Annotated in this window: 22 protein-coding genes; 16 read left to right on the plus strand and 6 right to left on the minus strand. The window is 61.1% G+C overall.

Features of this window, described 5'->3' with window-relative positions:
• Window positions 1–717: 717 nt before the first annotated feature.
• The 4 genes from IB246_RS22265 (at window position 718) to IB246_RS22280 (ending at window position 5,337) form a co-directional block, all read left to right on the plus strand.
• Window positions 718–2,733, plus strand: a complete 2,016-nt coding sequence (locus tag IB246_RS22265) for a ribonucleoside triphosphate reductase (protein ID WP_008032936.1) — start codon at window positions 718–720, stop codon at window positions 2,731–2,733.
• Window positions 2,734–2,765: 32 nt separating this feature from the next.
• A complete protein-coding gene (gene nrdD / locus IB246_RS28860; RefSeq protein WP_008032934.1) occupies window positions 2,766–2,933 on the plus strand; it encodes an anaerobic ribonucleoside-triphosphate reductase in 168 nt (55 codons plus the stop codon).
• Window positions 2,930–3,625 carry an anaerobic ribonucleoside-triphosphate reductase activating protein gene (locus IB246_RS22275; RefSeq protein ID WP_008043833.1) on the plus strand — a complete coding sequence of 232 codons (696 nt, stop codon included), beginning with the start codon at window positions 2,930–2,932 and terminating at the stop codon, window positions 3,623–3,625. Before nrdD ends, IB246_RS22275 begins: the two co-directional genes overlap by 4 nt.
• Before the next feature lie 92 nt (window positions 3,626–3,717).
• Entirely contained in the window at window positions 3,718–5,337 is a 1,620-nt protein-coding gene (locus tag IB246_RS22280; RefSeq protein WP_008032931.1) for a methyl-accepting chemotaxis protein, read from the plus strand.
• A gap of 33 nt (window positions 5,338–5,370) precedes the next feature.
• Here the strand turns inward: IB246_RS22280 and IB246_RS22285 are convergent, their stop codons facing one another.
• From IB246_RS22285 to IB246_RS22305, 5 genes are all read right to left on the minus strand, one after another.
• The gene (locus IB246_RS22285; RefSeq protein ID WP_008043835.1) at window positions 5,371–6,750 is read right to left on the minus strand and encodes a 4Fe-4S binding protein; all 1,380 of its coding nucleotides are present in this window, start codon (window positions 6,748–6,750) and stop codon (window positions 5,371–5,373) included.
• A complete protein-coding gene (locus tag IB246_RS22290; protein WP_008043842.1) occupies window positions 6,738–7,592 on the minus strand; it encodes an FTR1 family iron permease in 855 nt (284 codons plus the stop codon). The genes IB246_RS22285 and IB246_RS22290 overlap by 13 nt, the downstream gene beginning before the upstream one ends.
• 22 nt (window positions 7,593–7,614) lie before the next feature.
• Entirely contained in the window at window positions 7,615–7,947 is a 333-nt protein-coding gene (locus IB246_RS22295; protein ID WP_008032923.1) for a cupredoxin domain-containing protein, read from the minus strand.
• Window positions 7,948–8,472, minus strand: a complete 525-nt coding sequence (locus IB246_RS22300) for an iron transporter (protein WP_008043843.1) — start codon at window positions 8,470–8,472, stop codon at window positions 7,948–7,950.
• Between the two features lie 87 nt (window positions 8,473–8,559).
• A complete protein-coding gene (locus tag IB246_RS22305; RefSeq protein ID WP_008043844.1) occupies window positions 8,560–8,919 on the minus strand; it encodes a hypothetical protein in 360 nt (119 codons plus the stop codon).
• 161 nt (window positions 8,920–9,080) lie between these two features.
• Here IB246_RS22305 and IB246_RS22310 point away from each other — a divergent pair, with 161 nt between their 5' ends.
• The 8 genes from IB246_RS22310 (at window position 9,081) to IB246_RS22345 (ending at window position 15,839) form a co-directional block, all read left to right on the plus strand.
• Window positions 9,081–9,293 carry a DUF3079 domain-containing protein gene (locus IB246_RS22310; protein ID WP_008032916.1) on the plus strand — a complete coding sequence of 71 codons (213 nt, stop codon included), beginning with the start codon at window positions 9,081–9,083 and terminating at the stop codon, window positions 9,291–9,293.
• A gap of 163 nt (window positions 9,294–9,456) precedes the next feature.
• The gene (locus IB246_RS22315) at window positions 9,457–10,437 is read left to right on the plus strand and encodes a quinone oxidoreductase family protein (protein WP_008032914.1); all 981 of its coding nucleotides are present in this window, start codon (window positions 9,457–9,459) and stop codon (window positions 10,435–10,437) included.
• Window positions 10,438–10,450: 13 nt separating this feature from the next.
• On the plus strand, window positions 10,451–11,299 hold the full coding sequence (locus IB246_RS22320) for a TauD/TfdA dioxygenase family protein (RefSeq protein WP_008043845.1): 849 nt from the start codon (window positions 10,451–10,453) through the stop codon (window positions 11,297–11,299).
• Window positions 11,300–11,386: 87 nt separating this feature from the next.
• Entirely contained in the window at window positions 11,387–12,439 is a 1,053-nt protein-coding gene (locus tag IB246_RS22325; RefSeq protein WP_008032909.1) for a 3-keto-5-aminohexanoate cleavage protein, read from the plus strand.
• 91 nt (window positions 12,440–12,530) lie between these two features.
• On the plus strand, window positions 12,531–13,850 hold the full coding sequence (locus IB246_RS22330; RefSeq protein WP_008032908.1) for an MFS transporter: 1,320 nt from the start codon (window positions 12,531–12,533) through the stop codon (window positions 13,848–13,850).
• Complete coding sequence (locus tag IB246_RS22335) at window positions 13,847–14,509, plus strand: DsbA family oxidoreductase (RefSeq protein WP_008043848.1); 663 nt, start codon at window positions 13,847–13,849, stop codon at window positions 14,507–14,509. The genes IB246_RS22330 and IB246_RS22335 overlap by 4 nt, the downstream gene beginning before the upstream one ends.
• On the plus strand, window positions 14,506–14,832 hold the full coding sequence (locus IB246_RS22340) for a Rieske (2Fe-2S) protein (protein WP_008043850.1): 327 nt from the start codon (window positions 14,506–14,508) through the stop codon (window positions 14,830–14,832). Before IB246_RS22335 ends, IB246_RS22340 begins: the two co-directional genes overlap by 4 nt.
• A complete protein-coding gene (locus IB246_RS22345) occupies window positions 14,829–15,839 on the plus strand; it encodes a YeiH family protein (RefSeq protein ID WP_008043853.1) in 1,011 nt (336 codons plus the stop codon). Before IB246_RS22340 ends, IB246_RS22345 begins: the two co-directional genes overlap by 4 nt.
• 1,127 nt (window positions 15,840–16,966) lie before the next feature.
• Here the strand turns inward: IB246_RS22345 and IB246_RS22350 are convergent.
• Window positions 16,967–18,010: an AraC family transcriptional regulator gene (locus IB246_RS22350; RefSeq protein ID WP_008040964.1), complete on the minus strand. Its 1,044-nt coding sequence runs from the start codon at window positions 18,008–18,010 to the stop codon at window positions 16,967–16,969.
• A 355-nt stretch (window positions 18,011–18,365) separates the two neighbouring features.
• Between IB246_RS22350 and IB246_RS22355 the strand changes: the two genes are divergently transcribed.
• The 4 genes from IB246_RS22355 (at window position 18,366) to IB246_RS22370 (ending at window position 23,638) form a co-directional block, all read left to right on the plus strand.
• Window positions 18,366–18,932, plus strand: a complete 567-nt coding sequence (locus IB246_RS22355; protein WP_008040963.1) for an RBBP9/YdeN family alpha/beta hydrolase — start codon at window positions 18,366–18,368, stop codon at window positions 18,930–18,932.
• A gap of 128 nt (window positions 18,933–19,060) precedes the next feature.
• Window positions 19,061–21,064, plus strand: coding sequence for a DUF1302 domain-containing protein (locus IB246_RS22360; RefSeq protein ID WP_008040962.1), 2,004 nt, complete (start codon window positions 19,061–19,063; stop codon window positions 21,062–21,064).
• A 41-nt stretch (window positions 21,065–21,105) separates the two neighbouring features.
• Window positions 21,106–22,464, plus strand: a complete 1,359-nt coding sequence (locus IB246_RS22365; RefSeq protein ID WP_008032811.1) for a DUF1329 domain-containing protein — start codon at window positions 21,106–21,108, stop codon at window positions 22,462–22,464.
• Window positions 22,465–22,561: 97 nt separating this feature from the next.
• A complete protein-coding gene (locus tag IB246_RS22370) occupies window positions 22,562–23,638 on the plus strand; it encodes a WD40/YVTN/BNR-like repeat-containing protein (protein ID WP_008040961.1) in 1,077 nt (358 codons plus the stop codon).
• Window positions 23,639–23,646 lie beyond the last annotated feature (8 nt).

The following is a 23,646-nucleotide window of genomic DNA, read 5'->3' on the forward strand; positions in this document are numbered from 1 at the left end:
CGGGTTGCCCACTGCGCAGAACCTGCGCTCGGCCTCTCGAGGGGGCGACTACCGCCACAGCCGCCGAGGCGGCCTGAAAGCCGACCTGGCTCTTTGGGGGGACGCGTTGTCCTTCTCTGCTGCGCTCACCCATTCCGGACATGTACACCGATCCCTTGTAGGAGCCAGCCTGCTGGCGATGGACGTCAACGATAACGCGGGCTGTCTGAATGAACGTGTTGTCCGGTCGTTTTTCGCGGGCAAGCCTCGCTCCTACAGGGAATCGCGTTTGCTTTTGATTTTCACCACTCATCAGGCCGAGCGTTAGCTCGCCTTCAGCTTTTGATCTGAGCGCCCCCTCGAGAGGCCGAGTGGAGGTTCTGCGCAGTGGGCAACCCGGCATGGATGCCGGGTTAGCCGCCCCCGGCCATGGATGGCCGATGGCGGCGTGCCCACGGAGCAGGACCGGAGCGAGGGCATGCCGAGCCTAGGCGAGGCACCGAACGAAAGGGGCAAGAGCCCTTGGTTACTTGGGGCTTTTCCAAGTGACTCGCCGTAAGGGCGAAACCAATAGCCGCCATCACCACAACAACGGATATACACACCAAAAACAAATGCTAGGCAATCACCGCCAAATCTTGATATCGGTCAATTGCAGATCCGCCCTTTGTCCGTAACCTCCACTGCATGTTGTGTTTTTAGATGAATAAAAATCTATATGTAGTATCTGGAGGCCGAATGCAAAGCACGCTGATCTCAGTAGGAAGTAACCGTTTGCACAAGCGCAACGGTGACCTGGTTGCCTTCGACGCCGACAAGATCCGTCAGGCGTTGATCGCTGCCGGCAGGGCAACCGGGGAATACACCGACGTTGAAGCCGAAGGCCTGCTCGAGGCCGTACTCGCCCGTCTGGAAGGGCTGCCGAGACTGCATGTCGAGCAGATCCAGGACCGTGTCGAACGGGTGCTGATGGACGCCGGTTTTTTCTTCGCCATGCGCGCCTACATCGTCTACCGCGAACAGCACGGACGTTTGCGCCGCGACCGCCGGACCCTGGTCGAGGTCGCCACCTCCATGAACGAATACCTCGACCGTGAAGACTGGCGGGTCCAGGCCAACGCCAATCAGGGCTATTCCCTGGGCGGGCTGGTGCTGAACGTGTCGGGCAAGGTCACCGCCAACTACTGGCTGGACGAGGTCTACAGCGAAGCCATCGGCCAGGCCCACCGCGAGGCGGATTTGCATGTGCACGACCTCGACATGCTCGCCGGTTATTGCGCCGGATGGTCGCTGCGCACGCTCTTGCACGAAGGGCTCAACGGTGTGCCGGGACGGGTCGAAGCCGGTCCGCCGAAGCACCTGAGCAGTGCCTTGGGGCAGATGGTGAATTTCCTTGGCACCCTGCAAAACGAATGGGCCGGTGCCCAGGCGTTCAGTTCGTTCGACACCTACCTGGCGCCCTATGTGCGCAAGGACCAGCTGGGTTTCGAGCAGATACGCCAGGCGATCCAGGAATTCATCTACAACCTCAACGTCCCATCGCGCTGGGGCACGCAAACGCCCTTTACCAACCTGACCTTCGACTGGGTTTGCCCGCAGGATCTGCGCGAGCAGATCCCCATCATCGGCGGTGAGGAAATGCCATTTGCCTATGGCGACCTGCAAGCCGAAATGGACCTGCTCAACCGCGCCTACATCGAGGTGATGCAGGCCGGCGATGCGAAAGGGCGGGTGTTCACCTTTCCGATCCCGACCTACAACATCACCCATGATTTTCCATGGGACAGTGAAAACGCTGACCGCCTGTTCGAGATGACCGCGCGTTACGGCTTGCCGTATTTCCAGAACTTCCTCAATTCGGACATGCAGCCCAATCAGGTACGATCGATGTGCTGCCGCTTGCAACTGGACGTGCGCGAGTTGCTCAAGCGCGGCGGCGGTTTGTTCGGCTCGGCGGAACAGACCGGATCGCTCGGCGTGGTGACCATCAACTGCGCGCGACTGGGTTATGTGTTCAAGGGTGATACCAGCGGTTTGCTCAAGCGTCTGGACACGCTGATGGAACTGGCGATGGAGAGCCTGGAGGTCAAGCGCAAGGTGATTCAGCATCACATGGACGCCGGTTTGTACCCGTACACCAAGCGTTACCTCGGCACCTTGCGCAACCATTTCTCGACCATCGGCCTCAACGGCCTGCATGAAATGCTGCGCAATTTCAGCGGCGACAAGGAGGGCATGCACACCGAGCACGGCCGGCAGTTTGCCCTGAGGATGCTGGACCATGTGCGCGCCACGCTCGTGCGTTTCCAGGAAGAAACCGGCCACCTCTACAACCTCGAAGCCACGCCGGCCGAGGGCACTACCTACCGTTTCGCCAAGGAAGACCTCAAGCGCTATCCCGACATTCTCCAGGCTGGCAGCGCGCAGGCGCCGTATTACACCAACTCCTCGCAACTGCCCGTGGGCTACACCGAAGACCCCTTCGAGGCCCTGGAACTGCAAGACGAATTGCAATGCAAATACACCGGCGGGACGGTCTTGCATCTGTACATGGCCGAGCGGATTTCTTCGACCCAAGCCTGCAAGCAACTGGTGCGCAAAGCCCTCGGGCGTTTCCGCCTGCCGTACCTGACCGTGACCCCGACATTCTCCATCTGCCCGGTGCACGGCTACCTCGATGGCGAGCACGAGTTCTGCCCTAAATGCGACGAGATCCTGCTGCTCAAAGAACAGCAAACCGGCACCGTTCACTGATTTCGATCCACTCAACCGCAAGGAGCTTCACCATGATTGCATCGCAAACACTGCCCCAGGCTCAACGTCAACGCTGCGAAGTCTGGACCCGGGTGATGGGTTATCACCGTCCGGTGTCGGCGTTCAATCCGGGCAAACAGTCGGAGCACCGCGAACGGGTGCACTTCACCGAAAGCGCGGCCGTGGCCGGGCGCCAATGAGTCGAATGCTGCGGGTCGGGGGCATGGTGCCCCTGACCACTATCGACTATCCGGGACAGCTCGCCTGCGTGCTGTTTTGCCAGGGGTGCGCCTGGCGTTGTCGTTACTGCCATAACCCGCAACTGATCCCGCCTCGTGGCACCGAGGAAGTGGATTGGCGGCGGGTTATGGCGTTTCTGCAACGTCGACAGGACCTGCTCGATGCCGTGGTGTTCAGCGGCGGTGAGCCGACCTTGCAGGACGCGTTGCCCGGCGCCATGGATGAAGTGCGCGCCATGGGATTTCGCATCGGTTTGCACAGCGCCGGCATCAAGCCGGCCGCGTTCGCCAAGGCGCTGGCCGGGGCCGACTGGGTGGGCTTCGACGTCAAGGCATTGCCCGAGGATTGCCAGGCCATCACCCGCGTCGAGGGCAGCGGAACAGCCAACTGGCGCAGCCTCGAGCATCTGCTGGCCAGCGATGTCGACTACGAATGCCGCACCACCGTGCATTGGCATCTCGTCGAACCGGCACGTCTGTTGACCCTCGCGCAGCGATTGAGCGCGCTGGGCGTCAAACGCTTCGCCGTGCAACTGGTGCGCACCGAGCGGATGTTCGATCCGCTGCTGCCGAGCGTTTCGGCACAGGCTTTGCTACCCGATCTTTGGGAGGCGATGCGCGAGTTGTTTCCAGCGTTCGTGTTACGGGGGTAACCGAACCTGCGAATCAACGTTCAACAGTGACATCCACCATGAATTTCAAATGCGCTGCCAATCAGGCAGGTATCAAACTGGGAGCATTTGATATGGCTAAATTAACCACGGCACAACGGATCGTCATCGGCTTTGCAATCGCGCCGCTGGCGCTGATGGGCATGGCGTTTTACGCGTTGCACGATCTGGCAACGCTCAAGGAACAGGCGGTGGTCATCGTCAAACAGGACTGGCCGAAGATCGAACCGATCATGGTCATTGCCACGGGCGTGCGCGATAACGCCAGGAACACCCGGGACTTGCTGATCAACAAGGACAATCAGCAAGTGCAGCAGTCGATCGACGCCACCAAGAAACGCATCACCCAGGCGCTCGAAACCCTTGAGCCGCTGTTCTATCTGCCAGAGGGCAAAGCCGCATACCTCGCCTTGAAAAAGAACCGCGAAGCCTACGTTGCCGCGTTCACCCAGGTGCAGGTCTTGATTCGGCAAGGGGCTTCCGACGATGCCATGGCCCAGCTGAAGCAGAAAGTCGTACCGGCCGAAGCCGAGGTGTATCGCAGCCTGGATGAGTTGATGGCGCTGCAAGGGAAAATCTTCATCGACCGTGAACAGTCGGCGCAGGCACTGTACAGCGATGCCCGGCGCAACATGCTCGGGTTGTTCCTGTTCTGCCTGGCGCTGGTGATTGCCGCTGCAATAGTCGTCACGCGCAGTGTGACCCGGCCATTGGGTGGCGAGCCGGATGATGCCGCACGGTTCTTGAGTGAAATCGCCGAGGGCGACCTGACGATTCAGGTGCCGGTGGGGGCAAGTGCCGACGGCAGTGTGATGATGAACATGCATCAGATGCAGCAAAGCCTGAATGCCATGGTCAAGCACATTGCCTCTTCGGTTGATCGGGTGGCCAGCTCTTCCGAAGAACTGAGTGCCGTCAGCAGCCAGACCGCCAGCAACCTGCAATTGCAGGGGCTGGAGATCGAGCAGGCGGCTGCGGCGGTGAATCAGATGACGGCTGCGGTGGATGAAGTGGCGCGTAACGCGGTCAGTACTTCCGAGGCCTCCAAACAGTCCGAGCAAACCGCGCAGCGCGGCCGCGAACAGGTTCAGGAAACCGTGGTTGCCATCGGCGAACTGGCCGATGGCGTCACCGACACCTCGCAACGCATCGAACAACTGGCGGGCCGGGTGCAGGACATCAGCAAAGTCCTGGACGTGATTCGCAGCATCGCCGAGCAGACCAATCTGCTGGCCCTCAACGCGGCAATTGAAGCCGCACGGGCCGGGGATGCCGGGCGCGGCTTTGCCGTGGTCGCCGATGAAGTGCGAGCGTTGGCGCATCGCACGCAGGAGTCCACCCAGGAAATCGAGCAGATGATCGGCAACATTCGCCAGGATACCGGCCATGCGGTGACGGCCATGCAAAGCAGCAGTCATCTGGTGCGGGCTACTTTGGAAGTGGCGCAGCGCTCAGGTGATGCACTGGATCAGATCACCCGGTCCATCTCGCAGATCAATGAGCGCAACCTGATGATTGCCAGTGCCACGGAGGAGCAGGCGTTGGTGGCGCGTGAGGTGGATCGCAATCTGGTGGGGATTCGCACCTTGTCCGAGCAAGTCTTGCTGGGTGCGCAGCACACCGATACCGCTGGCCATGAACTGGCACAGATGGCCGGGGCGCTGCATCAGACCGTGGCGCGATTCAAGGTCTAGACCACCCGGGCGGGTGGTTGTGGAGGTGGGCGCTCAGGACCAGCCCCAGAACTGCAACCACCAGCCAAACCCGATCAAACCATTGGCCAACAGCAGGCAGGCGCTGCCCGACATGCGCCGCGCCAGAGAGCGGTTTTCGCGGCTCAGTCGCTTCCATCCCAGCAGCAAACTCCAGCCTATCGCGGCCACCAACAGGCAGGCCCTGACCGGTTGCACCCATTCCAGCAGCAAACCTTCATAGCGCAGCAGTTTCACGGTGGTTGCCGACAACCCGAGAAACAGTCCCGCACCACCCAGGGGCGTGAGCGTGAGCGCCAGGGGCCAATACAGTGCACGATCACCCGCCAGTCGAGCGGTCAGGCGCAAGAGAACCATTAGTACGGTGCCGAGCAGCACCGAACTCAAACTCAGGTAAGTGACGATGCTGAACCCGTCGAGCCAACTGAAGCTGTCGTTGAGCTGCGGGTAGTGGGTGAGCAGCCACCAGGGCGCGTTGTCTTGCAGGGCCCATAGCTGGTCGTGTTCAACCAGCCATTGGGCGAGCGTTTGTTTGAGGGCGACGAACCAGGGGCTGACCGTCCACTGGAATGCGCCCATCGCCAGGCCGATCACACCGAACAACAGCAAGCGAGCATCCCACGGGGATAGCGTCTGCGACGTCGCGTGAAGAATCTCTTGATTGCCCGACCGGGCGATCAACTGGACGGCACCGCGTTGCCCGCTGCAGCGCCCACAGGCATGACAATCACTGGCGCCTTGCAGGCGTCGGATATCGAGCAACGGTGCGCAGTTGGGGGGCGGCAGGCGTGGCGGGGCGTTTTCTATCCAGCGTTGTTCGTTGACCTGAAAATGCACCGGCGCCAGGCGGGTGAGCAGTGCAAACACGCCGCTGACCGGGCACAGGTAACGGCACCAGACCCGCTTGCCTCGGGCGAACAACAACCCGACGACCACCGCAGCGACAGTCGAACCACCCAGAATCAGCAGCGCCGCCTGAGCGTAGTCATAGACGCTGATCAACTGGCCATAGAGGGTCGTCAGGCAGAACGCCAGGGTCGGCCAGCCGCCCCAGCGCAACCAGCGCGGCACGCCCATGCCTTTGCCGTAATGGCTGGCCCATTCGCTGAGCGAGCCTTCCGGACACAGCACGCCACACCAGAGCCGACCGAACATCACGATCGACAGCAGCACGAACGGCCACCAGATCCCCCAAAACAAAAACTGCGCAAGCAAGGTCAGGTTGTCGAGCATCCGGGCCTGGCTGTCCGGCAGCGGTAACAGCGGCGGGATCACCAGCAGCACTGCGTAAAACACCACAACCAGCCACTGCGCGGCACGAATGAACCGCGCATGGCGACGCATCCCGTCGCCCAGTCGCTGGAGCCATCGATTGTGCCAACTCAGTTCAGGCATGGGACTTTTTCCATCGTCCGTTGCCGTAGCCATCCGCCGACGACCAGCCAGTAACCGATCCACACCAGCAAGGTCAGGGCACTGGGGGTTGCCCGATAACCGGCAAAACCGGCCAGGAAACCACCGAGTCCATGGCTGTCGCTCAGTAAGACGCTGCTGTCCCAGAACGCGTCGCCAATGACGCCGTAAACCTGCTCCGGCAGATCGAGGGCGAGCAGTTGGCCGCCGATTCGCTCGGTGCCACTGACCAGCAATGCGGCCCCGAGCATGAGCAGGATGACTTCGCTGATGGCAAAGAATCGTTGCCACGAAATGAACCGGCGACTGCTGTGCAGCAGGATGATGGTCAACGCCGACAGCACCAGTCCCATGGCGCCGCCGATGGCAAACAAGCCGAGCTGCGGGCCTCGCAGTTGAGCACCGGCGCCATAGAGAAACACGACCGTTTCACTGCCTTCACGACTGACCGCGAGCATCGCCAGCAGCAGCAACCCCATGCCGCCTTGCCGGGCCAGATGGCTATCGGCGTGGCGCTGCAAATCCTGTTTGAGGGAGCGCCCGTGACGGTGCATCCAGCCCACCATTTGCACCATCAACAGGCTGGCAACCAGCGCGAGTGCGGCCTGGAACCATTCACTGGCCGAGCCGCTCATGGCCTCGCCGGCAAACAGAATCAGCACGGCCAGCAGACCCGAGAGCAGCAACCCCAGCCCCACGCCGACCCACAGGTATTTGACCAGCCGATGACCCTGGCCCTGCTGGCTGGCCCAAGCCTGGAGAATGCCGATCACCAGCAACGCCTCGACGCTTTCGCGCCAGACGATGAACATTGATTGATTCATGAAAACTCCGTGCGCTGACAGGTTATTTCGCGAGGATGCCGCCCTCGGGCAATTGCGGATTGAACTCGTCGAAAAACGGGTAGTGACCGGGCCTGAGCGGGTGAATGACGACAAAGGTGGTCACACCCGGTGACATGACTTTTTCAACCCGCAGCGGTGTGCTCTCGAATTCGGCCGGCCCCTGACCGTTGTTTTTCAGGACGATCTTGAATCGCTGCCCGGCCGGGACCTCCAGCAAGGCCGGCGTGAAGTGGCCATCGCGCAGGATCAGTTCGTAGCTCGGTAACTCGGCATGGGCGGTCAACGGCGCAAGGGCTCCAGCCACCAGCAGGCAGGCAACCTGCAGGCGTTTCATTCAATAGCCGCCTTTTTTGCCAATGCCGGCGTAGACGAATTCGTAGTGCAGTTCGCAGCGTTCGAACCAGGGCGCGACACCGGTTTCCTTGTCGGTGTGGCGACCGAGAGAGGCATGACCACCGGGTGGCAGGATGGTGAAGGTGAGTTGATATTTGCCCGGCCCCATCAGCTTCACATTGTCGCCGTAGTGCGGACCGTCGTTGGCGACCATGGCGTGGAAATCGCCTTTGAGTTCCGGGTCTTTGCCTTGCTTTTTCAGATTGAAAGAGACGTTGAGATAGGGCACGAAACTGCCTTCCTGAAAGCCCTGGTGATTATCCGCAGTGGCGCGGATGTCGGCCTCCAGATGCACATCCGAATCCGCAGTGGCGCGCATCATGCCTGCCGGTTCCATCTCGATCGGTTGCAAATAAACCGCCCCGACTTCCAGCCCCGGACACAGCTGTGGTTCGCCGATCGGGTATTCCTTGGCCTGAGCCAGCGGTACGAACAAGAGCAAAGCGAGTGTGAGAGAGGTACGCATGATTTCTTCCTGGGCACTGACGAGTAGGAACCCGAGTCTAGGAAGGTTTGCTGCGAACAATAATGATTGCTATCAAGTTTTGAGTAATTAAACCAACGGCTCGTCGCGCCGGCGAAATCGCTGGGCGCGCTCGACGCTGTGGGTCATCTGTGCCGCCGCATGGACGGTCAACGGATGCTGGGTAAATCCGGCTCTGGGGGAAATGTAGCCGGCCATTTCCCGGGCAACGGCGAGCTGACGTTCCGAACCTTCTGCCAGCAGCGCGATGACCAGGTTTTCCAGGGCAATCACGCGGACACGCAAGTGAACCAGTTCGGCGTTTGTCAGCGCAGGCGGGGCGATAAAGGCATCGCTATCGATGGATGTTGCGGCGTCTTGATCGTCCCATGTCGACAGCGGTGGACGGTCGGGTGTCTCTGCGTTCGGGTGAGGATTTTTATTGATCATGAGCGACGTCTCCAAGTCTGTTCGGCCGTTATCAGCTTAGCCTCAGGATCATGATCGGGGGAGGGCAGTCACTCGATGTCGATAGCTTGATATCCATCAAGGACGGCTGCGCGCGATGGTTGTAGCTTGGCAAGCACGCCTCTCAATGACTGGAGATCGGCATGGCCAAGAACTTCCCGGACAACCCCAAACACCCCGAGCGGATTTGCTGGGGATGCGACCGGTATTGCCCGGCCAAGTCGTTGGCGTGCGGCAATGGCTCCGAGCGTACGATGCATCCGGCCGAGCTGTTTGGCGAAGACTGGAACGTGCCGGGCGACTGGGGTATCGAGCCCCTCATCGTCACAACCAAGGCGGCGGATGACGATATCTGACGCAGGTCCAACCTGGTCATAGCGCAGTCTTGCGTTCCATGCCCGCAACCATCTGTCATGAAATGAAAAGCCGGTGTCGTCTGATGAGAAGCGGCTCACCAGACTGCGTCCTACAGTCCAATCAGCGCAAATCGACGCTGTACAGACTGGAGAATAAGAAAAAATGGCCAATGCCGTACGCTTCTACGAAACCGGTGGTCCCGAAGTCCTCCGTTATGAGGAGGTCGAGGTCGGCGATCCCGGTCCAGGCCAGGTTCGTCTTCGTCATGTGGCTGTAGGCCTTAATTATGCCGACACCTATTTTCGCAATGGTACTTACCCGATTCCGATGCCCAACGGCATGGGGGTTGAAGCGTCCGGTGTGGTCCAGGCCGTTGGCGAAGGGGTGACCAACGTCCAGGTGGGGGACCGCGTCACCTACACCGGTTTCCTCAACACCCTTGGCGCCTACAGCACCGAACGGCTGATCGCGGCCGCGCCGTTGATCAAGCTGCCGGAAACCATCAGTTTCGAGACCGCTGCGGCCATGACCATGCGCGGCCTGACGTCTTCGTACCTGATGCGCCGCATCTACGACTTCAAGGAAGGCGACAGCATTCTGCTGCACGCCGCCGCCGGCGGCGTTGGCCTGATCGTCTCGCAGTGGGCCAAATTGCTCGGCTTGAACGTGATCGGCACGGTTTCGACCGAAGAAAAGGCCCAAATCGCCCGGGCTCACGGTTGCGACCATACTATCAATTACAGCCATGAAGACGTCGCCGCCCGTGTTCGCGAATTGACCGATGGCGTCGGCGTCAACGTGGTGTTCGACAGCGTCGGCAAGAACACTTTCGCCGGCTCCCTGGATTCGCTCAAGCGTCGTGGCCTGATGGTGTGCGTCGGCACGGCATCCGGTCCGATCCCTGCGTTCGACCCGGTGATGCTGGCGATGAAAGGCTCGTTGTTCCTGACCCGTCCGGCCCTGGCTGACTACATCGCCGACCCTGCGGAGAAAGCCGCCCTGGCCGGTGAGTTGTTCGACCACGTCGGCAGCGGCCGGATCAAGATCGAGATCAACCAGCACTACGCCTTGCAGGATGCGGTGCAGGCTCATCGCGACCTTGAGTCGCGCAAGACCACCGGTTCGTCGATTTTCGTCATTTAAGGAGCGGCCAGCCATGAAAGTCGAACAATTGACCTGCAACATCGGCGCCGAACTGATCGGCGTGAACCTCGCCGACGCGGTGCATGACGACGGTCTGTTTGCCGAGATTCGTGCCCAGTTGCTCAAGCACCGGGTGGTGTTCCTGCGTGATCAGAACATCACTCGCGAGGAGCACGTGGCCTTCGCTCGCCGCTTTGGTGAGTTGGAAGACCATCCGGTGGCCGGCAGCGATCCGGATCATCCGGGGCTGGTGCGGATCTACAAGAGTCCGGACCAGCCGATGGACCGCTATGAAAACGCCTGGCACGCCGACGCCACCTGGCGCGAGGCGCCGCCAATGGGGTGCGTGTTGCGCTGCGTGGAATGCCCGCCGGTCGGCGGCGACACCATGTGGGCCAACATGGTCGAGGCTTATGCGCGTTTGCCGGAAGACGTGAAGGTGAAAATCGCCGACCTGCGTGCCCGTCACAGCATCGAAGCGAGTTTCGGTGCGGCGATGCCGATCGAAAAACGCCTGGCGCTCAAGGCGATGTACCCGGACGCCGAACACCCGGTGGTGCGCACCCACCCGGAAACCGGCGAGAAGGTGCTGTTCGTCAACGCCTTCACCACCCACATCAGCAACTACCACACCTCTGAGCGGGTCCGCTTCGGTCAGGACGCCAACCCCGGCGCCAGCGAATTGCTGCGCTACCTGATCAGCCAGGCGTACATCCCCGAGTATCAGGTGCGCTGGCGCTGGAAGCCCAACAGCATCGCCATCTGGGACAACCGCAGTACCCAGCACTACGCCGTCATGGATTACCCGCCGTGCCATCGCAAGATGGAGCGCGCCGGGATCATCGGCGACAAGACCTACTGATCGACCCTTTCTGCATACGCACTCGTAAACACGTCTGCCCGGCACGATCCCGGGTGGGCGGGACAATCATAAAAAGTGGAGTAAATCATGCAATTCTTCGACGATTCCCTGCACCCGGAAAACATGGAAAAAGTGGTCATCACCGTGGCCCCGTACGGCCCGGAATGGATGCCTGAAGATTTCCCGGAAGACATCCCGCTGACCATGGACGAGCAAGTTCAGAAAGCGGTCGATTGCTATGAAGCCGGCGCCACCGTGCTGCACCTGCATGTGCGTGAACTGGACGGCAAGGGCTCCAAGCGCCTGTCGAAGTTCAACGAGCTGATCGCCGGCGTGCGCGAAGCTGTGCCGGACATGATCATCCAGGTCGGCGGTTCGATTTCCTTCGCCCCGGAAAGCGATGGTGAAGCCGCCAAGTGGCTGTCCGACGATACCCGCCACATGCTGGCCGAGCTGACGCCAAAACCGGATCAGGTCACGGTGGCGATCAACACCACCCAGATGAACATCATGGAGCTGCTGTATCCGCAATACCTGGAAGGTACCTCACTGGCTAACCCGTTGATCCAGGCTGCCTACAGCGAAATGACCGTACCGGCCGGCCCGGCCTGGGTTGCCGAGCACCTCAAGCGCCTGATGGACAACGACATCCAGCCGCACTTCCAGCTGACCGGCATGCATGCCCTGGAAACCCTCGAGCGCCTGGTGCGCAAGGGCATCTACAAGGGCCCGCTGAACCTGACCTGGATCGGCATCGGTGGCGGTTTCGACGGCCCGAACCCGTTCAACTTCTTCAATTTCATCCACCGCGCGCCGAACGGCTGCACCCTGACCTCCGAGTCGCTGCTCAAGAACGTCATGCCGTTCAACACCATGTCGATGGCCATGGGCATGCACCCACGCGTGGGCAATGAAGACACTATCATTGATCACAAGGGTGATCGCTTCGGCTCGGTGGCGCAGATCCAGCAAACCGTGCGCATTGCCCATGAACTGGGTCGCGAAATCGCCACGGGCAAAGAAGCCCGCGAGATTTATCGCATCGGTGTGAAGTACGACAGCATCGAGCAGACCCTGCTGGCCAACGGTATGGCCCCCAACCGCAAGGCTGGGCAAAAGGGTGTGCCGCAACGCGGCTGACCGACGGTCCGGACGAGGGGCCGCAACCTCTCGTCCACCGCACTGCAACACGCTTGATAACAACAATAAATAAAAGCATTGAGGAGGCTGCATGGCCTTTCACCCAATCGCCGCTGACGATGACGACGCAGGTTGCGTCGGCGTTTCGCGCCAATATGCCTGGATCGTTTTTGCATTGACGTTCGGCCTGTTGATTTCCGATTACATGTCGCGTCAGGTGCTGAACGCGGTGTTCCCGCTGCTCAAGAGCGAGTGGGCCTTGAGCGACGGCCAGCTCGGGTTGCTCAGCGGTATTGTTGCCTTGATGGTCGGCCTGCTGACATTCCCGCTGTCGTTGATGGCTGACCGCTTTGGACGAGTCAAGAGTCTGGCGCTGATGGCGCTGCTGTGGAGCCTGGCCACGCTGGGCTGCGCATTGGCGCAGGATTACCAGCAAATGTTCATTGCCCGGTTCATGGTCGGCGTCGGTGAAGCGGCTTATGGCAGCGTCGGTATCGCCGTGGTGATTTCGGTGTTTCCGAAACACATGCGCGCCACCCTGGCCAGCGCGTTCATGGCGGGCGGCATGTTCGGCTCGGTGCTGGGCATGGCGTTGGGCGGTGCCATCGCGGCCAAGCTGGGCTGGCGCTGGTCGTTCGCCGGCATGGCGCTGTTTGGCCTGGTGCTGGCGATGCTTTATCCGATCATCGTCAAGGAAGCGCGCATCGCTCCGCAACGGGTCGCCAAGGCTGTCGCGGGGGCCAAGCGTCCGCTGCGTACGCTGTGGTCCAGTCGTTCGGTGGTAGCGACCTACGTCGCCAGCGGCTTGCAGCTGTTTGTCGGCGGCACGGTGATGGTGTGGATTCCCAGCTACCTGAATCGCTACTACGACATGCCGACGGACAAAGCCGGCGCCATGGCGGCGATCATCGTGCTGTGCAGCGGTGCGGGGATGATTGTGTGCGGCATGCTCAGCGATCGGCTGTGTCGCAACTCGCCGGAACGCAAGGTCAGCCTGGCCATCGCCTTTTGCCTGGGCAGTTGCCTGCTGCTGTCGGCGGCGTTCGCAATGACGGCAGGGCCTATGCAACTGGCACTGATTTGCCTGGGCATGCTGATTGCCACCGGCACCACCGGCCCGGCTGGCGCGATGGTCGCCAACCTGACCCATTACTCGGTCCATGGCACGGCCTTCGCCACGCTGACATTGGCCAACAACATGCTGGGACTGGCGCCGGGGCCGTTCATCACCGGAAGGGTGTCGGACCTCATCGGCCTGCATGCCGCTTTCCAGCTGGTGCCATTGGTCAGCCTCGCGGCAGCGGCCGTGTTCTTTTATGCCAAGTGTCATTACCACAAAGATATTGCCCGCCTTCAGGGTCAGCGCGTGCCTGACCCCGTCAGCCAGGCCGGGTTAGAGGTGAAGTTGTGAGTCGTCGTCTACAGATTGATGTGTTTTTCGATTTTATCTGCCCCTGGTGCCTGATCGGCAAACGCCAACTGGAGCATGCGCAGGTACAGTTTCGCAGTCGCCATCCGGATGTGCAGATCAGCACGCAGTGGCATGGCGTGCAGTTGCTGCCGCAGTTGCCGTTGGAAGGTGAGCCCTTCGTCGATTTCTACCGCAAGCGCCTGGGCAATGCCGATGCCATGACCATGCGCCAGGCCCAGGTACAAAAGGCTGCCGCGGCGGTTGGACTGAGCATCGACCTCGGCCAGATCGAGACGATGCCCAATACCGCAGACGCCCATCGTCTGTTCGAGCGGGTCAGCGCGCTGGGCAACGCTGCCCAGAGTGAAATGTTGCTTGAGCGGCTGTTCGCCGCTTATTTCCGCAAACGCGAAAACCTTGGTTGCCGCGAGACCTTGCTCGCCATTGCCCGCTCCTGCGGCATTGATGCGCAGGTCTTGGCTGACTGCCTGACGGGCGACGCCACGCCATTTGCCGGATCACCCGAGGCGAGCAGTGGCGTACCGGGCTTTCAGTTCGATCGCCGCATGACGGTGGTGGGCGCGCAACCTGCAGCGGTGTTGCTCGGGGCCATGAGCCAGGCACTGAAAGAAAGTGATTACGAGCGGCAACCTGCATGACCCGGCGTATCCCCGTGCCTGCCGGCAAACACCCGCAGGTCGGCGGTCGTGCACTGTTCGAATTCGATGACAAAAGCCTGGCGCTGTTCAACGTCGAAGGTGACTTGTTCGCCATCGACGACAGTTGCCCGCACCAGGGCGCCTCGCTGTGTGGCGGGCGACTTGAGGGGCGAGTGATTCAGTGTTGCGCCCATGGTCTGCGCTTCGATCTGCGCAGCGGTTACCTGCTCAATTCCACCGCAGTCAAAGTCGCCAACTACCCGGTCGAGATCATCGACGGTCAGGCATTCATCGTCATTGTTCCCGAGGAGGCCGCGCCATGAACGCCATCGCTCTCACCCGTATCCACAGCCGAACGCGCGAACTGGCGCCGGGTTTTGTCGTCAGTCTGATCGTGGCGGCGGCCGCGTCTTTTTTGTCCGAGCACTACGGTGCGCCGGTGATGCTGTTTGCCTTGCTATTGGGCATGGCCCTGAATTTTCTGGCCGGCGACGGTGCCTGCAAGGCCGGCATCGAGTTCACGGCGCGCACCGTGTTGCGCATCGGCGTGGCGCTGCTGGGCATGCGCATCACCCTTGAACAGATGGCTGCGCTGGGCTGGAAGCCAGTGGCGCTGGTGGTGATTCTGGTGGTGGTGACCATCGGCGTTTCAGTGATCGCTGCCAAGGCGCTGGGCTTTCAGCGTTTGTTCGGCATGCTCACCGGAGGGGCCACGGCAATTTGTGGTGCATCGGCCGCGTTGGCGTTGGCGGCAGCGCTGCCCAATCATCCGCAGAAAGAACGCGCGACGTTGTTCACGGTGATTGGGGTGTCGGCGCTGTCGACTCTGGCGATGATCGTGTACCCGATGATTGCCAACTGGCTGCAACTGTCGCCGCAAGTGGCCGGGGTGTTTCTCGGGGCGACCATCCACGACGTGGCCCAGGTGGTCGGCGCCGGTTACAGCATGTCGACCGAGACTGGCGATACGGCCACGGTGGTCAAGCTGATGCGGGTCGCGATGCTGCTGCCGGTGATCGTCACCGCCGCGATGATCACCCGCATGCAGGGCGCCGATCCGACCGGCAAGCGACCACCGTTGCTGCCGTGGTTCGCCGTCGGTTTCCTGTTGCTGGCGTGCATCAACAGCACCGGCTGGGTGGCCCCGGTGGTGCAGGGCTCGATCAATGAGCTGTCGCGCTGGTGCCTGGTGGTGTCCATCAGTGCCCTGGGCATGAAGACCCAGCTCAAGGAGCTGGCGGCGGTGGGTATCAAGCCGATCCTGTTGATGGTGGGGGAGACGGTGTTCCTCGTCGTGCTGGTGCTGTTGTTGCTGCACTGGGGGCTTTGACACCCGACGCATAACGCTTTTTGACAGAGGGCTGCGCCGCGGTTGACTCCTCACTGTGGTGGTGTCCTCGACCGGTGTCGACAACACCGGTTTTTTTCGGCGACTGTGCCAGCAGTCGCCGTTTTTTTTTGCCCGGTGCGAGTTTGCTGGGGAAGGATCAGAGGCCAGGCTTCCCGTGTCATCGTTGATCTCCATCGGTGTCTTTGCCGACGTTGATCCATGCTGTGTCAAAGTTTGTGGGGGATTGTTGTCTGAGTACATATCCGTTTTTTCGGATGCGGCGGCTATTGGTTTCGCCCTTACGGCGAGTCACTTTGGAAAAGCCCCAAAGTAACCAAAGGGCTCTTGCCCCTTTCGTTCGGTGCCTCGCTAATGCTCGGCATGCCCTCGCTCCGGTCCTGCTCCGTGGGCCCGCCGCCATCGGCCATCCATGGCCGGGGGCGGCTAACCCGGCATCCATGCCGGGTTGCCCACTGCGCAGAACCTGCGCTCGGCCTCTCGAGGGGGCGACGACCGCCACAGCCGCCGAGGCGGCCTGAAAGCCGACCTGGCTCTTTGGTGCGCGTGTTCCCTCATTCCGGATATGTACACCGATCCCCTGTAGGAGCCGGCTTGCTGGCGATGGCGTCTGTTCAGTCAATAAATGCGTCGACAGACCCACCGCTATCGCCAGCAAGCCGGCTCCTACAGTTGATCGTATTTATCCAGACACATACGCATTTCCCTTGTAGGAGCCAGCTTGCTGGCGATGGACGTCAACGATAACGCGGGCTGTCTGAATGAACGCATTGCCCAAACGATTTTCGCCGGCAAGCCGGCTCCTACAGGGGGCACGTATGCTTTTGATTTTCACCACTCATCAGGCCGAGCGTTAGCTCGCCTTCAGCTTTTGATCTTGAGCTACACGCCCCCTCGAGAGGCCGGAGCGAGGGCATGCCGAGCATTAGCGAGGCACCGAACGAAAGGGGCAAGAGCGCTTGGTTACTTGCCGCTTCTGCAAGTGACTCGCCGTAAGGGCGAAACCCATAGCGGCCGTTACCGCAGCAATGGATATGTACACCATCAAAACCTATATCGCCTGACGCAAAGCCATCGCGAGCAGGCTCACTCCTACAACAGGCGCGATATCAGTAGGGTTTGGGCGGGGCAGCGTCCGTCGGGGCTTTTGCCGAACCCTGCTTTTGCACCCGCCACGTCGCCGGCGGCATGCCGAACTGGCTGATGAACCATCGCGTAAACGAACTCGCCATCGAGTAGCCAAGCATGTCGGCAATGCGACCAAGCGTGTAATTCGGGTTGTCCAGATAACGCAGCACCAGGTCGCGGCGCACATCGTTGATCACATCGTTGAACGCACAGCCATCATCCTTCAGGCGACGTTGCAGGGTGCGAACGTTCATGCCCTGGCTCTGCGCGACTTGCTCGATGGTAGCGCGGCCCATGGGCAGCAGCAGGTAGATGGCCTTGCGCACTTCGAACAGCATCGAAGTGCCTTGGTGGCTTTGCAGCGAATCGAGGTAGCTCTGGGCGTAGCGGGCCATGGCCGGGTCGGCATTGGCGTTGGTCATGTCCAGGCTGGCACCTGCGCAGACGATGCCGTTGAACTCACTGCCGAACTCCAGGGTGCAGCCGAACAGGCGACGATGCAGTTGAAGGTTGTCGGGGGCCTGGTGAGTGAAATTGACGCTGTAGGGATGCCAGTGAGAGCCGAGCAGGGCGGCGCACAGGCGGAACATCACGCCGATGGCAAGCTCGGTGGCCTGTCGACTGGGCATCGGCGAGTCGGTGACCACCTCTTCGCGAATGATCACCATCTTGCCGGCCTCTTCAATGAAGATGGCCAGCGAATCATTCATCAAGTGCCGGTAATGCACCACCACCTGCAAGGCATCACGCAGCGTGCGCTGATGGCTGAGCAGCAGGCTGACCACGCCGAAGTCCGAGAGCTGGCGCGACTCGGCCATGCTCAGGCCGAAGTTCTGGCAGCCGCTGGCGGCGGCTGAATCCTCCAGCAGACGCACGGCGGCATCGATGGGAATGCGATGTTCAGGGGCTTGCAGCAGGGCTTTGCTCAAGCCGACGCCGGCCAGCACATCGCGCGGGTTGAACCCCAGGTACTGAGTAACCTCCAGGTAGTTGGTCAAGACGGCGGCGCGAACAAGCTTGGGCATGCGAAGGTCTTTCCTGGGCCGGTTGCGATTCAGATGAGCGTGGCGACTATATCCAGCACATCAGCGATTGAACAGTTGCGATGTTGTCGAGGGCGCTCGCCAGTTTCTGTCCGCAATCACCTCCGTTGTCGTGGAGCAATCGACGCACACCCATTGATTACAGTGAGCTACAGAGAACCTGTGGGGATTTTCGACCAGTGGTCGGCGCGCGCCAATACCTGGAAATCTGTCATGAAAAGAAAAGTGCCTGACGTCCAATGAAAAGCGCCTGGGGTGGGCGCTCTTTAATGTCAGTCCTACAAAAAGCCCCTGGCCACAGAGCCAGTCGAGTCATCGAGAAAGCGTAGGTGCTGAAGTGGACAAACTGCAAACTGCCGCAACCGTTCTGATCGTACCGGGCCTGCGCGAGCACGTTGCCGAACATTGGCAGACGTTGCTTGAAGCCAGGCTGAGCAAGGTACGTAGTGTGCCGCCGCAGGAGACCGACAAGCTCGATTGCAACAAGCGCGTGCAAGCGATCCAGCACGCGCTGGAGCAGATCGACGGGCCGGTGATCCTGGTCGCCCATAGCGCCGGCGTACTGATGGTCGCGCACTGGGCCGCTCAGTACCGCCGGCCGATCAAGGGCGCGCTGCTGGCTGCTCCACCTGACCTCGATGCCCCTTGGCCGTCAGGCTACCCATCGCCTGAAACCCTGCGTAGCCAGGGTTGGGATCCTCTACCCAAAGGGCCGCTGCCATTTCGCAGCCTGGTGGCCGCCAGTACCAACGACCACCTCGCCAGCCTGGAAGCCGTTACGCACCTGGCTGAAGGCTGGGGCAGTGAGCTACTCAATCTGGGCGATGTCGGTCATCTCAATCCTGCTGCCGGGTACGGGCACTGGCCGCAAGCCGAAGCCCTCATCCTCGAGCTGGATCGCTAGTTCAGGCGCCGGTTGGCTCGCGCCATCCGGCATTTGCCCTCACTCCTGAAAAACGCAAACCCCTGGAACAAGAGGGTGCGCGAGGGCGGCTGCGCTTAAAACAAATACAAAATGGCGGAGACAACGCAATGCACAACAATAAGAGTCACGGGTTCACCGCTTCACGCTACACCTTGCTGGCCTCAGCCATTCTCGCGGCAACGGTGCCGATGGCCCATGCGGCAGAGATCGAGACAGGTAACCCGGACTGGACCGTTCGCCTGGATAACACCATCAAGTACAACTATGGCGTACGCACTGAAAGCGCGGACAAGCGCATGTTGGGCACGCCCAACAACAACGACGGCGACTACAACTTCCGCAAGGCCGGGACCAACATCACCAACCGCGTCGATCTGTTGACCGAGATGGACGTGGTCTACCAGAACCACATGGGCTTTCGCGTCAGCGCCGCCAGCTGGTACGACAAGGCTTACGAGAACACCGGTTCCAATTCGAACCCGTTCGTCAACGGCAACGGTTCAACCTCGGGCCTGGTCGCCAACGACCCGCGCCTGGCCGGGGTCACCAATGACAACGTCGGCAACGGCAGCCCGCACCTGAGCAACTATGCCCAGCGTTACTACACCGGTCCGTCCGGTGAAATCCTCGACGCCTTCGTGTTCTACAGCACCGAAGTGGGCGAGGAGTCGATGCTGAGCTTCAAGGCCGGCCAGCACAACGTGTTCTGGGGCGAGACCATTCTCAACCCGGTGCATTCGATCAGCTACGGCCAGTCCGGCCTGGACCTGGCCAAGCTGGCCGCGTCGCCGGGCACAGAAGCCAAGGAGCTGTTCGTTCCGCGCAATCAGCTGTCGATGTCCTTCACGATCAATCCCGAACTGACCGTGGCCGCCCAGTACTTTCTCGACTGGGACGCCGCACGCCTGCCGGAAGCCGGCACCTACTACGGCGGCTCCGACCTGGTCGGTTTCGGCGCGCAGTCGTTCCTGCTGGGTAACACTAATGCTGTCGTGCCTGGCAGCCCTCTGGGTTGCGGCCTGGCGCCGTGCAACGGCTTGACCAACGTGCGTCGCGGGCATGACCTGACGCCGGACAAGCGCGGCGACTGGGGCCTCATGGCCAAGTGGTCGCCAGCCTGGCTGGATGGCACCCTCGGCGTCTACTACCGCGAAACCTCGGAAATCCTCCCGCAAGCCTGGCTGGATGCCCGAGGCCTGAGCTCGGCCAACCCGAACGGCACCCGGCCGGCAGGGCAAGTGCCTGCGGTGATCAATACGCTCAACTCGCTGAGCACCGCCACCTATCAAATGGCCTATGCCGACAACATCAAGATCGTTGGCCTGAGCCTGTCCAAGGATGTGGGCGGGGTGAGCGTGGGTTCGGACCTGAACATTCGTCACAACATGCCGCTGGCGAGTATTCCGGCAGTTGTCAGCACTAACAGTCCGCTGGGCCTGGGCGCGGGTCTTGGCCTGTTGCCGGCGCGTACGGCTGCCACCGGTGTGGTTTATGACACCCCGCAGAAGGGCGACAGCATGGCCGCCACCGGCGACACCTTGCACTGGACGCTCAACGGTCTGATGACCATTGCCAAAACGCCTGTATTCGATTCGGCAACCCTGCTTGGCGAGTTGTATTACAGCAACCTGCTCAAGCTCGATAGCAAGAACGAGGCGCTCTACAAAGGCAAGGGCACCTACCGCGGTATCGACCAGCCAACCCGGGACAACTGGGGCATCGCGGTCAACTTCACACCGACCTGGTACCAGGTGTTTCCCGGTGTCGACCTCAACGCGCCGATGTCCATCAACGTCGGTCTCGATGGCGTTTCACCGGTCTCCGGTGGCGGTGCCAAAGACACCGGTAACTACGCCATCGGTCTCGGGGCCGTTGTGTACAACAAATACTTTGTCGACCTGAAGTACGTGGACTCTTTCGGCAAGACCGACAAGTGCAATGTCAGTGGTGTGAGTACCGGCCCGACCGGAGGTGACGGCGCTGCGCCGAACGCCTTTAGCGGTAACGAAAACTACGCCTGTTTCGCCGGTGGCTACTCAGCCTTTTCCGGTGGTGGTGCAACGACTGAGGACCGTGGCGCCGTTTACCTGACGATGAAAACCACTTTTTGATTCAACACTGATTTGCTCAATGCAAGCAGGAGAATAACAAGATGAAATTCGCAAAAACCGTGTTGGCCGCTTCGCTGGCCATGGTCCTGGCCGCTCAGGCACAGGCCGCTGTTTCAACCCAGGACGCTGCCAAGTTGGGCAGTAGCCTGACCCTGGTGGGCGCCGAAAAGGCCGGGAACGCTGATGGTTCCATCCCTGCCTACGACGGTGGCCTGACCACGCCGCCGGCCAGTTTCAAATCCGGTGACAGCATGCGCCCGGATCCGTATGCCAGTGAAAAACCGTTGCTGGTCATCGACGGCAAAAACGTCGATCAGTACAAGGGCATGCTCAGTGCTACCACGGTGGAACTGGCCAAGCGTTTCCCGACTTACCGTGTCGATGTATACCCGACCCACCGCACCGTTTCGCTGCCAAAAGCCATCCTCGATAACGGCGTGAAGAATGCCAGCGGCGCCAAGTCCCTCGAAGGCGGTCTGGCCATCGATAACGTGCTGCCGGGCGTGCCGTTCCCGATCCCGCAATCGGGCAGCGAAGCGATGTGGAACTTCCTGCTGCGCTATCAAGGCGTGAGCATCAACTCCAAGTACGACTCCTGGAACGTTGACTCCGCCGGCGTGCCGAGCCTGGCCACCACCGGGCAGGCGTTCATCTCCTACCCGATCTACGAAAACCTGGCGCAGCCAATCAGCAGCGCCGACGTGTACTACCAGATGAAGCTGTCGTACACCGGCCCTGCACGCCGGGCCGGTGAAGCGGTGATGCTCAAGGACGCCGCCAACCCGCTGCAGCAACCGCGCCGCGCCTGGCAGTACCTGCCGGGTCAGCGTCGGGTCAAACTGGCACCGAACCTGGCTTACGACACGCCTAACCCAGGCACCGCCGGCGCGGGCACCTACGACGACGTTTTCGTATTCAACGGCGCGCTGGACCGTTACGACTGGAAGCTGGTGGGCAAGCAGGAAATGATTGTGCCCTACAACACCTACAAGCTGACCTACGCCCAGGATCCGAAGTCGCTGACCACCGCCAATCACCTGGCACCGGACTTCGTGCGCTGGGAAAAACACCGCGTCTGGGTGGTGGAGGGCAACCTCAAGGCCGGCTCCCGCCACATTTATCAGAAGCGCCGCTTCTACCTTGATGAAGACAGCTGGACCGCTCTGGCCTCGGATCAATACGACGCTCGTGGTCAGTTGTACCGTGGCTCCTTCGCCTTCCTCAGCCAGAGCTACGACAAGCAGGTCCCGGACTCCACGCCCTTCATGATTTACGACCTGGTCGGTGGTTCTTACAACATCAACGGCGTGGTCGGGCCTTATGGCGGCATCAAGTACATCGATCCGCTTTCCAAGGCCCAGTGGTCTTCGGAATCCCTGGCCGGCAGCGGCATTCGCTAAGCCAACCGCAAAAAAGCGCCTACAAGGTCCACCGCTCACAAGGCGGTGGACCGTGCGCCGACGGCGTGGGCGCCAGGTTTTCCGAAGAGGACGCGGTATGTGTTCGTATAAGAATTATTTGCAGGTGGCGTTTGGCGTTGTGCTCGGCCTGTTGCAGGGCGTCACCCTCGCGGCTGATTACGTCGATGTGCTGGACCTGCCCGCCAGGGTCAGTGCCTTGGCCATCAACAGTCCGTTGTCCGGCATGGCTCGCGCCGGTGAACGCGTGGTCGCCGTCGGTCAGCGTGGCCATATTCTGTTTTCCGATGATGCCGGCAAGCACTGGCAGCAGGCAGCAGTGCCGGTCAGTGCCGATCTCACGGCGGTGAACTTTCCGACCACCACCCAAGGTTGGGCGGTGGGCAACGACGGTGTGGTGCTGCACAGCAGCGACGCCGGCGCGACCTGGCAAAAGCAACTCGACGGCCGTCAGATCGGCGCCTTGCTGGTCAAGCATTACACGGCGTTGGCCAGTGCCGAACCGGGCAATGAACAATGGCCGTTGCTGGTTGCCGAAGGCCAGCGGTTGATCGAGCAGGGCGCAGACAAACCGCTGCTCGACACATGGTTTGCCAACGACAAAGTCGGTTATGTGGTCGGCGTGTTCAACCTGATCCTGCGCACCGAGGACGGTGGCCAAAGCTGGACGCCATTTCAGGATCGCACAGACAACCCGCAAGGTTTTCACCTCAACGCCATCGCTTCCACCGGCGACGCGTTGTACATCGCCGGCGAACAAGGTCTGTTGCTCAAATGGGATGACAACACCCAACGCTTCAGCGCCGTGCCGACGCCGTATCAAGGCAGTTTTTTCGGCGTGCTCGGCAAGCCTGGCGAAGCGCTCGTCTATGGCCTGCGCGGCAACGTCCTGCGCAGCACCGATGGCGGCCAAAACTGGACGGCACTCGACACCGGCCTGCACGTCAGCATCACCGCTGGCCTGATCGATGCCCGTGGCGATTACCGCCTGTTCACCCTGGGTGGGCAGATGCTGGTCAGCCAGGGCACGGGCGCGCAATTGCACCTGCTGCGCCAACCGGTGCCGACCCCGGTCGCCGGTGTTACCCAGTCCGCCGCTGGTGCGTTGGTGGTCGCGGGCAGCCGTGGCGCCCAGACGCTAGCCCTCGAACCCTAAGAGCGAGA

It is taken from the genome of Pseudomonas sp. PDM01, assembly GCF_014852325.1.
Lineage (GTDB): Bacteria > Pseudomonadota > Gammaproteobacteria > Pseudomonadales > Pseudomonadaceae > Aquipseudomonas > Aquipseudomonas migulae.

Coding starts and splice junctions, on each gene's coding strand:
- IB246_RS22265 (WP_008032936.1), top strand. CDS start 718: ATGCAAAGCACGCTGATCTCAGTAGGAAGTAACCGTTTGCACAAGCGC.
- nrdD (WP_008032934.1), top strand. CDS start 2,766: ATGATTGCATCGCAAACACTGCCCCAGGCTCAACGTCAACGCTGCGAA.
- IB246_RS22275 (WP_008043833.1), top strand. CDS start 2,930: ATGAGTCGAATGCTGCGGGTCGGGGGCATGGTGCCCCTGACCACTATC.
- IB246_RS22280 (WP_008032931.1), top strand. CDS start 3,718: ATGGCTAAATTAACCACGGCACAACGGATCGTCATCGGCTTTGCAATC.
- IB246_RS22285 (WP_008043835.1), bottom strand. CDS start 6,750: ATGCCTGAACTGAGTTGGCACAATCGATGGCTCCAGCGACTGGGCGAC.
- IB246_RS22290 (WP_008043842.1), bottom strand. CDS start 7,592: ATGAATCAATCAATGTTCATCGTCTGGCGCGAAAGCGTCGAGGCGTTG.
- IB246_RS22295 (WP_008032923.1), bottom strand. CDS start 7,947: ATGAAACGCCTGCAGGTTGCCTGCCTGCTGGTGGCTGGAGCCCTTGCG.
- IB246_RS22300 (WP_008043843.1), bottom strand. CDS start 8,472: ATGCGTACCTCTCTCACACTCGCTTTGCTCTTGTTCGTACCGCTGGCT.
- IB246_RS22305 (WP_008043844.1), bottom strand. CDS start 8,919: ATGATCAATAAAAATCCTCACCCGAACGCAGAGACACCCGACCGTCCA.
- IB246_RS22310 (WP_008032916.1), top strand. CDS start 9,081: ATGGCCAAGAACTTCCCGGACAACCCCAAACACCCCGAGCGGATTTGC.
- IB246_RS22315 (WP_008032914.1), top strand. CDS start 9,457: ATGGCCAATGCCGTACGCTTCTACGAAACCGGTGGTCCCGAAGTCCTC.
- IB246_RS22320 (WP_008043845.1), top strand. CDS start 10,451: ATGAAAGTCGAACAATTGACCTGCAACATCGGCGCCGAACTGATCGGC.
- IB246_RS22325 (WP_008032909.1), top strand. CDS start 11,387: ATGCAATTCTTCGACGATTCCCTGCACCCGGAAAACATGGAAAAAGTG.
- IB246_RS22330 (WP_008032908.1), top strand. CDS start 12,531: ATGGCCTTTCACCCAATCGCCGCTGACGATGACGACGCAGGTTGCGTC.
- IB246_RS22340 (WP_008043850.1), top strand. CDS start 14,506: ATGACCCGGCGTATCCCCGTGCCTGCCGGCAAACACCCGCAGGTCGGC.
- IB246_RS22345 (WP_008043853.1), top strand. CDS start 14,829: ATGAACGCCATCGCTCTCACCCGTATCCACAGCCGAACGCGCGAACTG.
- IB246_RS22350 (WP_008040964.1), bottom strand. CDS start 18,010: ATGCCCAAGCTTGTTCGCGCCGCCGTCTTGACCAACTACCTGGAGGTT.
- IB246_RS22360 (WP_008040962.1), top strand. CDS start 19,061: ATGCACAACAATAAGAGTCACGGGTTCACCGCTTCACGCTACACCTTG.
- IB246_RS22365 (WP_008032811.1), top strand. CDS start 21,106: ATGAAATTCGCAAAAACCGTGTTGGCCGCTTCGCTGGCCATGGTCCTG.
- IB246_RS22370 (WP_008040961.1), top strand. CDS start 22,562: ATGTGTTCGTATAAGAATTATTTGCAGGTGGCGTTTGGCGTTGTGCTC.